The sequence below is a fragment of the Pseudomonas sp. BT76 TE3572 genome (assembly GCF_050435365.1).
Lineage (GTDB): Bacteria > Pseudomonadota > Gammaproteobacteria > Pseudomonadales > Pseudomonadaceae > Aquipseudomonas > Aquipseudomonas fluorescens_W.
Genome location: NZ_JBNDKE010000001.1, coordinates 4,029,797 through 4,044,351, shown reverse-complemented (window position 1 = coordinate 4,044,351; position 14,555 = coordinate 4,029,797). Strand labels below are relative to the sequence as shown.

Sequence of the window (14,555 nt, the reverse complement as noted above, 5' to 3'; positions counted from 1 at the left end):
GTGGGGACACATGCAGACACTCAAGGTCGATCTAGGCGAGCGCAGCTACCCGATTCATATTGGCGAAGGTTTGTTGGATCAGCCTGAGCTGCTGGCCCCGCATATTCGCGGACGGCAAGTGGCGATTATCTCCAACGAGACCGTTGCGCCGCTCTATCTCGAGCGTCTGACCCGCAGCCTCGCACAGTTCTCGGTGGTTTCCGTGGTGCTGCCGGACGGCGAAGCGTTCAAGACCTGGGAAACCCTGCAACTGATTTTCGACGGTCTGCTGACCGCACGGCACGACCGTCGTACCACGGTCATCGCCCTCGGTGGCGGCGTGATTGGTGACATGGCCGGTTTTGCGGCCGCCTGCTACCAGCGTGGTGTCGATTTCATCCAGATCCCGACCACGCTGCTGTCGCAAGTCGACTCTTCGGTGGGCGGCAAGACCGGGATCAACCATCCGCTGGGCAAGAACATGGTCGGCGCTTTCTATCAGCCGAATGTGGTGCTGATTGATACCGCTACCCTCAATACCCTGCCGGCCCGCGAACTGTCCGCCGGGCTTGCCGAGGTCATCAAATACGGGCTGATCTGCGACGAGCCGTTCCTGACCTGGCTTGAAGACAACGTTGATCGCCTGCGCGCGCTGGACCAGGTCGCCCTGACTTACGCCATCGAGCGCTCTTGCGCGGCCAAGGCTGCGGTGGTGGGTGCCGACGAACGTGAGACCGGTGTCCGCGCCACGCTCAACCTGGGTCACACCTTCGGCCACGCGATCGAAACCCACATGGGCTATGGTGTCTGGCTACATGGTGAGGCGGTCGCTGCTGGCACCGTAATGGCCTTGGAAATGTCCACGCGCCTTGGCTGGATCAGCGAGCAAGAGCGCGATCGCGGCATCCGTCTGTTCCAGCGTGCCGGCCTGCCGGTCATCCCGCCTGAAGAGATGACCGAAGCCGATTTTCTCGAACACATGGCAATTGACAAGAAAGTGATCGACGGTCGTTTGCGCCTGGTGCTGCTGCGCCACATGGGCGAAGCGGTGGTGACCGACGATTATCCGAAAGAGGTTTTACAGGCCACGCTGGGAGCGGATTACCGCGCTCTGGCTCAGCTTAAAGGTTAATAAGATCCCGATGACTAGTTTGCACGCCGACGAGGCTTTCCTCGGCCATTACCAGTTGAGTCATGACCCTTTTTCTCCACGGGTGCCTGGCTTCAAATTCTTCCCGGCCCAGCGCAAACCGGTGCTGGGGCAACTGCATCACCTGGCACGCTACAGTCAGTTGCTGCTGGTCGTCACCGGCCCGCAAGGCAGTGGCAAGACCCTGTTGCGTCAGGCCCTGGTGGCCAGCACCAACAAACAGTCGGTGCAGAGCGTGGTGGTTTCCGCCCGTGGCGCCGGTGATTCGGCCGGCGTGCTGCGTCAGGTGGCTCAGGCGCTGAATGTCGCCCAGGCCGAGATCGGCGCGATTCTGGCTCAAGTGGTGCAGCTTGCCCTGACGGGGCAGGAAGTCTATCTGCTGGTGGATGACGCCGAGCAACTCGACGAGTCCGCGCTGGAAGCCTTGCTGGCCCTGGCCGCCGGTGCACCGGAAGGTCGCCCGCATGTGTTCCTGTTCGGCGAGTCGTCGTTGATTGCTCAACTGGAGGCGCTGAGCCTCGAGGAAGAGCGTTTCCACGTCATCGAATTGCAACCTTACACCGAAGAAGAAACCCGCGAATATCTGGAGCAGCGGCTCGAAGGCGCTGGCCGGGGTATCGAACTTTTTACCGCAGATCAGATCTCTGATATTCACGAAAGCTCCGACGGTTGGCCTGGCACCATCAACCAGGTTGCCCGCGATGCAATGATCGAAGCCATGATTGCCAGCCGCTCTGCGGTGAAGCGTCCAAGTATGGGGTTCAACATGCCGAAGAAACACGTATTGGCGATTTCCGCCGTTGTCGTGGTCGCGGTAGCCGCCGCCTGGTTGATGCCGGGTCGCAGCAAAGCACCGACCACTGGCGCACCTGCCAACGAGCAGGCGCAACTGCCGCTCGGCCAGGGCACGCCACAACCTAACAGCGGCGGCGCGCCTGCCGTCGAATTCGCCGGTAACTCGCAGCCGATGCCATTGCCGCTGGTCGGCAACTCGCAGCCGGTCATGCGTGGTCCGTTGGCCGAAGCTGCCGGTGGCATCACCGAAGGCGACGACGGCGTGCCGGTCGAAGGTTCGAGCGCTACGCCGCCGACCGTGACCACTACCGCGCCGCCTGCGGGTATCCAGCCTGGCCCGGCACCGACGCCTGCTGCCAAACCGGCTCCTGCGCCCACTCAGGTCGCGACTGCCAAGCCAGCTCCGGTAGCGCCTGCCGTGAAGCCGGCCCCAGCGCCTGCCAAGCCAGCCGCCGCCGTTGCTGCCGCCAAGCCAGCCGAGAAACCAGTCGCCGCTGCCGCGAAAGGCGCTGGTGGCACTTGGTACGCCGGCCAACCGACGAGCAACTACGTGGTGCAGATCCTCGGCACCAGCTCCGAAGCGGCCGCACAATCCTTCGTCAAGGAGCAGGGCGGCGAGTACCGTTATTTCAAGAAAGTCCTCAACGGCAAGCCGCTTTACGTCATCACTTACGGTAACTTCGCCAACCGCGATGCAGCCGTTACCGCCATCAAGGCCTTGCCAGCGAAGGTTCAGGCTGGTAAACCTTGGCCTCGCACTGTCGCCAGCGTCCAACAGGAACTGGCAACAACTCGCTGAAGATTCGGCGGCCTTACCCAGGCCGCCTCTCCAAGCACCTCAAAATTTCTACAAGCGCATGCCGCCCTAAGGGTCAGTTGGCGCTTGCTGACGACCGCGTTGCGCGCCAACGTGCGCGAGGCTGCGTTGCGGGATTTGCCAAGGGTGAAGCCATTGGCGGCATCCCGCGCCTTGCCTCGCACACGCTGGCATCACAACGCGGTTCGTCAGCAAGCACCAACAGACCCTCGGCCGCGTGCCTTGTGGTGTCTGCGTCACAGTAGTCTTTGAGTCGTTGCGGTCAAAATTAAAAAAGTTTTGACTAGCACAGCATATCGCTTTAAACCTTTCACAAATGCGACATAGATTTGCGACATTTCGTCGTCAAATTTGTGAGCCTCTGTGTCGGTGTGTACAATGACCTCCCTTTTGCCCCCGCAAAGCTGGCGTACGTTCGGCGCGGACGGTAAGTGGTTGAATTGAAAAGAAATTTGCCTCGGTAAGAGGCAGCCTGGTGAGAAAGTGTCTATGAAAGCAGGTCTGTACCAACCAGATGAATTCAAGGATAACTGCGGTTTCGGCCTGATAGCCCATATGCAGGGCGAGCCCAGTCATACCCTTTTGCAAACGGCCATCGAGGCCCTGACCTGCATGACCCACCGCGGTGGGATCAACGCCGACGGCAAGACCGGTGACGGTTGCGGTCTGCTGATTCAAAAGCCGGATGTGTTCCTGCGAGCCATCGCCCAGGAAACCTTCGGCGTCGAACTGCCCAAGCAATATGCAGTGGGCATGGTCTTCTTCAACCAGGACCCGGTCAAAGCCGAAGCCGCTCGCGAGAACATGAACCGCGAGATCCTCGCTGCTGGCTTGACCCTCGTCGGCTGGCGCAAAGTGCCGATCGACACCAGCGTCCTCGGTCGCCTGGCCCTTGAGCGCCTGCCGCAGATCGAACAAGTGTTCATTGCCGGTGATGGCCTGAGCGATCAGGACATGGCCGTCAAGCTGTTCACCTCCCGTCGTCGCTCGTCCGTGGCCAACGCCGCCGACGCCGATCACTACGTCTGCAGCTTTTCGCACAAGACCATTATTTATAAAGGCCTGATGATGCCGGCGGATTTGACCGCCTTCTATCCAGACCTCAGCGACCAGCGCCTGCAAACCTCGATTTGCGTGTTCCACCAGCGCTTCTCCACCAACACCCTGCCGAAATGGCCGCTGGCTCAGCCGTTCCGCTTCCTCGCCCACAACGGCGAGATCAACACCATCACCGGCAACCGTAACTGGGCCGTGGCCCGTCGCACCAAGTTCACCAATGATCTGATGGACCTGGAAGAACTCGGCCCGCTGGTCAACCGCGTTGGCTCCGACTCCTCCAGCATGGACAACATGCTTGAGCTGATGGTCACCGGTGGTATCGACCTGTTCCGTGGCGTGCGGATGATCATTCCGCCTGCGTGGCAGAACGTTGAAACCATGGACCCGGATCTGCGTGCGTTCTACGAATACAATTCGATGCACATGGAACCGTGGGACGGCCCGGCCGGCGTGGTAATGACCGACGGTCGCTACGCGGTGTGCCTGCTCGACCGTAACGGTCTGCGTCCAGCGCGTTGGGTCACCACCAAGAACGGTTTCATCACTTTGGCGTCCGAAATCGGTGTCTGGAACTACCAGCCTGAAGACGTGATCGCCAAGGGCCGCGTTGGCCCGGGTCAGATCTTCGCCGTGGACACTGAAACCGGCCAGATCCTCGACACCGACGCCATCGACAACCGCTTGAAGTCCCGTCATCCGTACAAGCAATGGCTGCGCAAGAATGCCCTGCGCATCCAGGCGACTATGGAAGACAACGACCACGGTTCGGCGTTCTACGACGTTGACCAGCTCAAGCAGTACATGAAGATGTACCAGGTCACTTTCGAAGAACGTGATCAGGTGCTGCGTCCGCTCGGCGAGCAAGGCTACGAAGCCGTTGGCTCGATGGGCGATGACACGCCGATGGCCGTGCTGTCCCAGCGCGTGCGCACGCCGTACGACTATTTCCGCCAGCAGTTCGCGCAGGTCACCAACCCGCCGATCGACCCGCTGCGTGAAGCCATCGTCATGTCGCTGGAAATCTGCCTCGGTGCCGAGCGCAACATTTTCCAGGAGTCGCCGGAACATGCCTCGCGCGTGATCCTCAGCTCGCCGGTTATTTCCCCGGCCAAGTGGCGCTCGCTGATGAACCTCGATCGTCCGGGCTTCGAGCGCGCGATCATCGACCTCAACTACGACGAAAGCGTCGGCCTCGAAGCGGCGATCCGCAACGTTGCCGATCAGGCTGAAGAAGCTGTGCGCTCCGGTCGTACCCAGGTCGTGCTGAGTGACCGCCGCATTGCCCCGGGCAAGTTGCCGATCCACGCTTCCCTGGCCACTGGTGCGGTGCACCACCGCTTGACCGAAAAAGGCCTGCGTTGCGACTCCAACATCCTCGTGGAAACCGCGACGGCTCGCGATCCGCACCACTTCGCCGTGTTGATCGGTTTCGGCGCCTCGGCGGTCTATCCGTTCCTGGCCTACGAAGTGCTGGGTGACCTGATCCGCACCGGTGAAGTCCTGGGCGACCTCTATGAGGTGTTCAAGAACTACCGCAAAGGCATCACCAAAGGCCTGCTGAAGATCCTGTCGAAGATGGGCATCTCGACCATCACGTCGTACCGCGGTGCGCAGTTGTTCGAAGCCATCGGCCTGTCTGAAGAAGTCTGCGACCTGAGCTTCCGTGGCGTGCCAAGCCGCATCAAGGGTGCGCGTTTCGTCGACATCGAAGCCGAGCAGAAAGCCCTGGCTGCCGAAGCCTGGAGCCCGCGCAAGCCAATCCAGCAGGGCGGTTTGCTGAAGTTCGTCCACGGTGGCGAATATCACGCGTACAACCCGGACGTGGTCAACACCCTGCAAGCCGCTGTGCAGCAGGGCGACTACAGCAAGTTCAAGGAATACACGGCGCTGGTGGACAACCGTCCGGTGTCGATGATCCGCGATATGTTCAAGGTGAAAACCCTGGACACGCCGCTGGACATCAGCGAGATCGAACCGCTGGAATCGGTGCTCAAGCGCTTTGACTCCGCGGGCATCTCCCTCGGCGCCTTGTCGCCGGAAGCCCACGAAGCCCTGGCCGAAGCCATGAACCGCCTCGGTGCGCGTTCCAACTCCGGCGAAGGCGGCGAAGACCCGGCGCGTTACGGCACCATCAAGAGCTCGAAAATCAAGCAAGTGGCGACTGGCCGTTTCGGTGTGACCCCGGAATACCTGGTCAACGCTGAAGTGCTGCAGATCAAAGTCGCTCAGGGCGCCAAGCCCGGCGAAGGTGGTCAACTGCCAGGCGGCAAGGTCAACGGTCTGATCGCCAAGCTGCGTTACGCAGTGCCGGGCGTGACCCTGATTTCGCCTCCGCCGCACCACGACATCTATTCGATCGAAGATTTGTCGCAGCTGATTTTTGACCTGAAACAAGTCAACCCGAAGGCGTTGGTCTCGGTGAAGCTGGTTGCAGAAGCGGGCGTCGGCACCATCGCTGCCGGTGTGGCCAAGGCCTACGCGGACTTGATCACCATCTCCGGCTACGACGGCGGCACCGGTGCGTCGCCGCTGACCTCGATCAAATACGCGGGCGCTCCGTGGGAGCTCGGCCTGGCCGAAACCCACCAGACCCTGCGCGGCAACGACCTGCGCGGCAAAGTGCGGGTACAAACTGACGGCGGCCTGAAAACCGGCCTCGACGTGATCAAGGCGGCCATCCTCGGCGCTGAAAGCTTCGGCTTCGGCACCGCGCCGATGATCGCGCTGGGCTGCAAATACCTGCGTATCTGCCACCTGAACAACTGCGCCACCGGCGTCGCGACTCAGAACGAGAAGCTGCGCAAGGATCACTACATCGGCACCGTCGACATGGTGGTGAATTTCTTCACCTACGTCGCCGAAGAAACCCGTGAGTGGCTGGCCAAGCTGGGCGTGCGCTCCCTCGAAGAGCTGATCGGTCGTACCGATCTGCTGGACATCCTCGAAGGCCAGACCGCCAAGCAGCAACACCTGGACCTGACGCCATTGCTGGGTAGCGATCACATCCCGGCAGACAAACCTCAGTTCTGCCAGGTCGACCGCCAACCCACCGTTTGACAAAGGCCTGCTGGCCGAGAAAATGGTCGACATGGCCACCTCGGCCATCAACGACAAGAGCGGTGCCGATTTCGCCCTGGATATCTGCAACTGCGACCGTTCGATCGGCGCGCGGATCTCCGGTGATATCGCTCGCAAACACGGCAACCAGGGCATGGCGAATGCACCGATCACCTTCCGCTTCAAAGGGACGGCCGGTCAGAGCTTCGGTGTGTGGAACGCTGGCGGCCTGAACATGTACCTGGAAGGCGACGCCAACGACTACGTCGGCAAAGGCATGACCGGCGGCAAGCTGGTCATCGTTCCGCCGAAGGGCAGTGTCTACAAGACTCAGGACAGTGCCATCATCGGCAACACCTGCCTGTACGGCGCCACTGGCGGCAAGCTGTTCGCCGCCGGTACCGCGGGCGAGCGTTTCGCGGTGCGTAACTCCGGTGCTCACACCGTGGTGGAAGGCACGGGCGATCACTGCTGCGAGTACATGACCGGTGGTTTCGTCTGCGTACTGGGCAAGACCGGTTACAACTTCGGCTCAGGCATGACCGGCGGTTTCGCCTACGTGCTCGACCAGGACAACACCTTCGTTGACCGGGTCAACCACGAACTGGTGGAAATCCAGCGGATCAGCGGTGAGGCGATGGAAGCCTATCGCAGCCACCTGCAACGCGTGCTGAACGAATACGTCGAGGAAACCGACAGCGAGTGGGGTCGTGAACTTGCCGAAAACCTCGATGACTATCTGCGTCGTTTCTGGTTGGTCAAGCCGAAGGCTGCCAGCTTGAAAACGTTGCTTTCCAGCACCCGTGCCAACCCGCAGTGATATGCGCCTGAAGAGTTTGATGAGGTTTTAACAATGGCTGAACGTCTGAATAACGACTTCCAGTTCATCGATGTCGGGCGCAAGGATCCGAAGAAGAAACTGTTGCGTCAACGCAAGAAAGAGTTCGTGGAGATCTACGAACCCTTCAAACCCCAGCATTCGGCCGATCAGGCCCACCGCTGCCTGGGTTGCGGTAACCCGTATTGCGAATGGAAGTGCCCGGTGCACAACTTCATTCCGAACTGGCTGAAGCTGGTGGCCGAGGGCAACATCCTCCAGGCCGCCGAGCTGTCGCACCAGACCAACACCCTGCCGGAAGTGTGCGGCCGGGTGTGCCCGCAGGATCGTCTGTGCGAGGGTGCCTGCACCCTCAACGACGGTTTCGGCGCGGTGACCATCGGTTCGGTTGAGAAGTACATCACCGACACCGCGTTCGCCATGGGCTGGCGTCCTGACATGTCCAAGGTCATACCGACCGGCAAGCGTGTTGCGATCATCGGCGCAGGCCCGGCAGGCCTGGGCTGTGCCGACGTGCTGGTACGCGGCGGCGTGACCCCGGTGGTGTTCGACAAGAACCCGGAAATCGGCGGTCTGCTGACCTTCGGTATCCCCGAGTTCAAGCTGGAAAAGACCGTGCTGAGCAATCGCCGCGAAGTCTTCACCGGCATGGGCATCGAGTTCCGTCTGAACACCGAAGTGGGCAAGGACGTGACCGTCGAGCAGTTGCTCGAAGAATACGATGCCGTATTCATGGGCATGGGCACCTACACCTACATGAAGGGCGGCTTTGCCGGTGAAGATTTGCCGGGCGTGCATGACGCGCTGGACTTCCTGATCGCCAACGTCAACCGCAACCTGGGCTTTGAAAAGTCGCCGGAAGATTTCGTCGACATGAAAGGCAAGAAGGTGGTGGTACTGGGCGGCGGCGACACGGCGATGGACTGCAACCGTACCTCGATTCGCCAGGGCGCCAAGTCGGTGACCTGTGCTTATCGTCGTGACGAAGCGAACATGCCGGGCTCGCGCAAAGAGGTGAAGAACGCCAAGGAAGAAGGCGTGAAATTCCTCTACAACCGCCAGCCAATTGCGATCGTCGGCGAAGACCGCGTCGAAGGCGTGAAGGTGGTCGAGACCCGTCTCGGCGCACCGGACGCCCGTGGCCGTCGCAGCCCTGAGCCGATTCCGGGCTCCGAAGAGATCATCCCGGCCGACGCCGTGGTCATCGCGTTCGGTTTCCGTCCGAGCCCGGCGTCGTGGTTCGAACAGCACAGCATCCAGACCGACAGCCAGGGCCGCGTTGTGGCCCCGGAGCAAGGTCAGTACAAGCACCAGACCAGCAACCCGAAAATCTTCGCCGGTGGCGATATGGTTCGCGGTTCTGACCTGGTGGTAACGGCGATCTTCGAAGGCCGCAATGCCGCCGAAGGGATCCTGGATTACCTGGGCGTCTAAGCTCGCGACACCAAACCTTGTAGGAGCGAGCCTGCTCGCGATAGCGGTGGATCAGTCACTAGATGTATTGACTGACACTCCGTCATCGCGAGCAGGCTCACTCCTACAGTTGTTTCGTGGTGTTGCAGAAAGTCGGTTTCCACCGCGACAAATTGACCCGATAGACAAAAGGCTGACCTGCAACCGTGCCTTTTGCGTCGAGCTCTGAGAAAATGCCCGCACTTTTTTTCCGGATGCCGACATGACTGCCCTGAAGAACGACCGTTTCCTTCGCGCCCTGCTCAAGCAACCCGTAGACGTCACGCCTGTCTGGATGATGCGTCAGGCCGGTCGCTACCTGCCGGAATACCGCGCCAGCCGTGCCAAGGCCGGCGACTTCATGAGCCTGTGCATGAACCCGGAGTTCGCTTGCGAAGTCACGATGCAGCCGCTCGACCGCTATCCGCAACTGGACGCGGCGATCCTGTTCTCCGACATCCTGACCATCCCCGATGCCATGGGCCAGGGCCTGTACTTCGAAACCGGTGAAGGTCCGCGCTTCAAGAAAGTCATCAGCACAATGGCTGACATCGAAGCCCTGCCGATTCCTGATCCGCACAAAGACCTCGGCTACGTCATGGACGCGGTCAGCACCATCCGCCGCGAACTGAACGGCCGCGTGCCGCTGATCGGTTTCGCCGGCAGCCCATGGACCCTGGCCACCTACATGGTCGAAGGCGGCTCGTCGAAAGACTACCGCAAGACCAAAACCATGCTCTACGACAACCCGCAAGCCTTGCACCTGCTGCTGGACAAACTCGCGCAGACGGTCACCAGCTACCTCAACGGCCAGATCATGGCCGGCGCGCAAGCGGTGCAGATCTTCGACAGTTGGGGTGGCAGCCTTTCGGCGGCGGCGTACCAGGAATTCTCCCTGGCCTACATGCGCAAAATCGTCAGCGGCCTGATCCGCGAACATGAAGGCCGCAAAGTGCCGGTCATTCTGTTCACCAAGAATGGCGGCCTGTGGCTCGAAAGCATTGCCGACGCTGGCGCTGATGCGCTCGGCCTGGACTGGACGTGCGACATCGGCAGCGCCCGTGATCGCGTCGGCAGCAAAGTCGCGCTGCAAGGCAACATGGACCCAACCGTGCTCTACGCCAAACCAGAAGCCATCCGTACCGAAGTCGGCCGCATCCTCGCCAGCTACGGCAAAGGCAGCGGCCACGTGTTCAACCTCGGCCATGGCATCACCCCGGAAGTCGACCCGGAACACGCTGGCGCCTTCCTGCGCGCGGTGCATGAACTGTCGGCGCAGTATCACGAGTAAGACCCTCTCTCGATTGCTGCCTGGGGCGATTAACCGGGTGGCAATCAGTAATTAGAGTTCTTCTAATTATTTCATTATTATTCTTAATGCAGACTTTATTGTTGTAGTGTTTTGTTGTTTGTTTGGTGTGGACAACTTTCGCGAGCCAGTATTCTCAATTTCTTACTTAATGCCATATTTGTTCATATTTGGTTGTCTTGACGGTCTGTAGATAACTAATTGTAATCGCGCCACTAATTTGAATTTGGTGAGTGTGATGAGAAGAATAGGTTATTCACCCGGCCGGGTGCTGTTGCACTGGCTTTCGGCGGGAGTGATTTTATGGGCGTTGTTGTCCGGATTCTATGTGTCGGTCGTTGATGTGTTGCCGCAAACAAAGGACTGGGTGGGGTTTGTCAATGTTTCGGTGACCGCTTTGTTTATTCCAGTTTTTGTGGTGAGGATTTATCTGGTTGTTATTCATTCGTGTGCAGAGGACGCTACGAACAAAACACTGATGGACCACGTGGCGTGCCTGATGCACAAGTTTATTTATACAGTAACGAGTGTTGTTCTTGTCACTGGGATTTTAATGATGGATCGCGCAGTTAATATATTCGACCTGATCTTGATTCCCCAGCCACTGGAAGACCCAACTTGGATCGACAGGTTTTTTACTGTCCATGTTTGGTCTTGTGTGGTGTTGTTGATACTGGTGGCGTTGCACATCTCGGCGGTGATTAAACACGAGATGTGCGGGCGCAGGGTCCTTAAACGCATGACGTTCTAGCTCAGGCGGGTTGATTGCCGGGCAACGTTGGCAACTTCGCCAGTTTCAATGCCACCAGCAATGCAATCACCAGCAGACCGCCGATGAACAAACCAATGCCGTTCCATCCGCCGAGGTGCCAGAACACACCGCCCGCCGTCCCGGCGATGCTCGACCCTGCGTAGTAGCTGAACAGATAAAGCGACGACGCCTGCCCCTTGGCTTTGATCGCACGACGCCCAATCCAGCTACTCGCTACCGAATGGGCGCCGAAGAAGCCGAAGGTGAAGATCAGCATCCCGATGATCACCACCGGCAGCGGCGTCAACATTGTCAGTGCAAGGCCTGCGAGCATTAGGACGATCGTCGCCCAGAGCACTTTGCGTCGGCCTAGTTTGTCGGCCAACGAGCCGATTTTCGCTGAACTGTAGATACCCGACAGATACACCACCGAGAGCAGCCCGACGAAGGCCTGATCCATGTGGTACGGCTCGGCCAGCAGGCGATAACCGATGTAGTTGAAGAGGGTGACGAACGCGCCCATCAGCACAAAAGCTTCGAGGAACAGCAGCGGCAGGCCGGCATCGCGAAAGTGCATGGTGAAGCCGTCAATCAAGCTTCGCGGGTGCAGTGAGCGGGCGCGGAAGTTGCGCGACTCGGGGAGGATTTTCCAGAACACGGCCGCCGCGATCAGCGCCAGACCACCGATCACCAGCATCGCCGTGTGCCAGCTGACGAAGTCGATCAACACACCGGTGATCAAGCGTCCGCACATCCCGCCAATCGCGTTGCCGCCGATGTACAAACCCATGGCCAGGCCGATGTGCTGCGGGTGGATCTCTTCGCTCAAGTACGTCATGGCGACTGCTGCCAGACCGCTCAACGACAACCCTATCAGCGCGCGCATCACCAACACGCCGTGCCAGCTTGGCATCATCGAGCTGGCGATTGTGCAGAGCGCGGCGGCGAACAGCGCCGCGACCATCACCGGTTTGCGCCCGATGCGATCAGAGATCGGGCCGGTGATCAGCAGACCGATGGCGAGCATGCCGGTGGCGACCGACAGGATCAGGCTGCTCTGGGCTGCGTTGATGGAGTACTCGTGGGACAGCAGCGGCATCATCGGTTGCACGCAATAGAGCAGGGCGAAGGTCGCGAAGCCGCCGCAGAACAGCGCCAACACCGTGCGCATGAACATCGGCGTGCCTTTTTCGATGTAGATCTCCTTTAGTTCGGCGACAACATCGTCCACCGCTGCGGGCGGAACTTCATGGGCAAGTGGAGCGACAGCAGTTTTCACTTCGGACCTCGGAGGACGCAGCCGGTCAGGCAATGAAAAAAGCATATAGCTGCCTAATGATTCAATCCAATATATTGTTCGACCTGTTTGATAGGTTTAACGACCTAATGGAGTTTTCATGGAATTGCGTCACCTGCGCTACTTCATTGCTGTTGCCGAAGAACTGCACTTCGGCCGCGCCGCCCAGGTGCTGGGCATCTCGCAACCGCCGCTGAGTCAGCAGATTCAGGCGCTGGAGCAGGAGGTGGGCGCGCGATTGTTCGAACGCACCAATCGTCGGGTCGAGCTCAGTGAAGCCGGCCGGCTATTTCTGGAAGAGGCGCGGCTGGTATTGGCGCAGGTCGACAAGGCGGCGGATGTTGCACGGCGGGCGCAGTTGGGTGAGCTGGGCGAACTGAAGATTGGCTTCACCTCGTCGGCGCCGTTCAACTCGACCATTCCACAGGCGATTTTTTCGTTTCGCCAGCGATTCCCGGCGGTGCACCTGAACCTGCGGGAGATGAGCAGCACCCAAGTCGCCGATGCGTTGGTGGATGAGTCGATAGAAGTCGGGATCATGCGGCCGCTTGGGTTGCCGGACTCGCTCAGCGTGGTGGAACTGATGCGTGAGCCGCTGGTGGCGGTGCTCAGCTCCAAGCATCCGTTGGTGACCGATAGTGAAGAAGGCTTGTTTCTGTCAGCCCTGGCCCTCGAACCCTTCGTATTTTTCCCACGCAGCTATGGCAGTGGTCTGTACGCACAATTGCTCAGCCTGGCCCGGGATGCCGGTTTCAGTCCGCACTTCGCACAAGAGGCTGGCGAGGCGATGACGATCATCGGGTTGGTGGCGGCGGGATTGGGTGTATCCGTGCTGCCGGCGTCTTACCAGCGGATGCGCATCGAAGGGGTGGTCTATCGGCCTCTGCTCGATCCAGAGGCCGTGTCGGCGGTGTGGCTGGTGCAGCGCAAGGATCAGAAGTCGCCGATGGCCAAGGCGTTTGTGGAGTTGTTGACGCGTAAGGTTGAGCCGTTGAAGGCGTGACTGCTTCGCAGTCAATCGCGGGCAAGCCCGCTCCCACAGTGGATTTGCGGTGTGAACACGATTTTTGTTCCACCACTCATCCACTGTGGGAGCGAGCTTGCTCGCGAAAGCGTCCGCAAGTTCACCAAAAAAGGCGCAGTTACCAATGCTATAGCGGACTCTTCGCTGATAAGCGTGGGACATTTCCGAAATACCTTAGGAAGGCTTCAGCGCCTTGCGGCATTGCCTACAACTAATCCAGAATCCGCCGGCTTGTGCGCCTTGGGGGCCGTCGGTAACTTGATTCGCGTCACTGATTCCCAGTGATCGGGTTTAGTAGCCCGTGTTTACACGATGCGCATTTGCATGCCGGACAGTCAGGTAATTTCATGCCTGCACTTTGATGGTAGCTGTGCGTAGGGCGCTCTCGGGCGCGCCGGTTCGTGTTTCCCGGTCTACTAACCTGCGTACGGCTGCCACCCTTTTGATTAGTAGCGACTCGGTGGCTCCACTTTGTAGGTAGCCGAAACATGACGAATACAACAACAAACCTACCGGACACCGATCCGGACGCTCCACGCCAACCAAGCAAAATCTTCCTCATCGCCCCCGATATCGACAACCACACTCTGCTGGAATACGCCTGTGAATCCCTGGCATCAGCCAACGTCATGGCGAGTGACTTCGCGAGGTGTCTGAAGGGATCGCAAAGCAACACACTGCTGGGAATTCAGCAGTCGATCATGCTGGGAGAATTGGCGGTGAACCGGGTGTTGGATAACCTCGATCCACTCTAGTGCGTCAGGTCACTAATACTGACTACTTTCCCGAAAGGGTCTTGTGAGACTCTGAGGATCCTGGGCAACCAGCCATCGCAGAGCCAGGCAGGACCGGGGCTATATCGAACCGACCTGTTTGATACGGCGCTATTGTGGCGAGGGAGCTTGCTCCCGCTGGGTCGCGAAGCGGCCCCAAAAGAAAGGACTGCTACGCAGTCCAGCGGGAGCAAGCTCCCTCGCCACAGGTTAGTCATTGCTCGCAGCGTTTCTTTATCTGCCGGGCATTGCCT

General features: G+C 59.6%; 8 protein-coding genes and 1 pseudogene. 8 read left to right on the top strand and 1 reads right to left on the bottom strand.

Annotated elements, in window-relative coordinates; all coding sequences use genetic code 11:
• Positions 1-10: 10 nt before the first annotated feature.
• From aroB to ABH912_RS18255, 6 genes and pseudogenes are all read left to right on the top strand, one after another.
• Positions 11-1,111, top strand: coding sequence for a 3-dehydroquinate synthase (aroB, locus tag ABH912_RS18280; protein WP_033055371.1), 1,101 nt, complete (start codon positions 11-13; stop codon positions 1,109-1,111).
• 10 nt (positions 1,112-1,121) lie between these two features.
• Complete coding sequence (locus ABH912_RS18275) at positions 1,122-2,723, top strand: AAA family ATPase (protein WP_429511313.1); 1,602 nt, start codon at positions 1,122-1,124, stop codon at positions 2,721-2,723.
• Between the two features lie 507 nt (positions 2,724-3,230).
• Positions 3,231-7,677, top strand: a pseudogene (gene gltB / locus ABH912_RS18270) (glutamate synthase large subunit).
• Positions 7,678-7,710: 33 nt separating this feature from the next.
• Entirely contained in the window at positions 7,711-9,129 is a 1,419-nt protein-coding gene (locus ABH912_RS18265) for an FAD-dependent oxidoreductase (protein ID WP_429511312.1), read from the top strand.
• A gap of 241 nt (positions 9,130-9,370) precedes the next feature.
• Positions 9,371-10,438, top strand: coding sequence for a uroporphyrinogen decarboxylase (hemE, locus tag ABH912_RS18260; protein ID WP_008149581.1), 1,068 nt, complete (start codon positions 9,371-9,373; stop codon positions 10,436-10,438).
• A 256-nt stretch (positions 10,439-10,694) separates the two neighbouring features.
• Positions 10,695-11,207: a cytochrome b gene (locus tag ABH912_RS18255; protein WP_429511311.1), complete on the top strand. Its 513-nt coding sequence runs from the start codon at positions 10,695-10,697 to the stop codon at positions 11,205-11,207.
• Between the two features lies 1 nt (position 11,208).
• On the opposite strand, the gene ABH912_RS18250 is transcribed toward ABH912_RS18255, so the two are convergent.
• Entirely contained in the window at positions 11,209-12,438 is a 1,230-nt protein-coding gene (locus ABH912_RS18250) for an MFS transporter (RefSeq protein WP_419866179.1), read from the bottom strand.
• 166 nt (positions 12,439-12,604) lie between these two features.
• Here ABH912_RS18250 and ABH912_RS18245 point away from each other — a divergent pair, with 166 nt between their 5' ends.
• Together ABH912_RS18245 and ABH912_RS18240 are read left to right on the top strand one after the other, a co-directional pair.
• Positions 12,605-13,507, top strand: coding sequence for a LysR family transcriptional regulator (locus ABH912_RS18245; RefSeq protein ID WP_046045626.1), 903 nt, complete (start codon positions 12,605-12,607; stop codon positions 13,505-13,507).
• A 509-nt stretch (positions 13,508-14,016) separates the two neighbouring features.
• A complete protein-coding gene (locus tag ABH912_RS18240) occupies positions 14,017-14,283 on the top strand; it encodes a DUF6124 family protein (protein ID WP_033055380.1) in 267 nt (88 codons plus the stop codon).
• Positions 14,284-14,555: the final 272 nt, after the last annotated feature.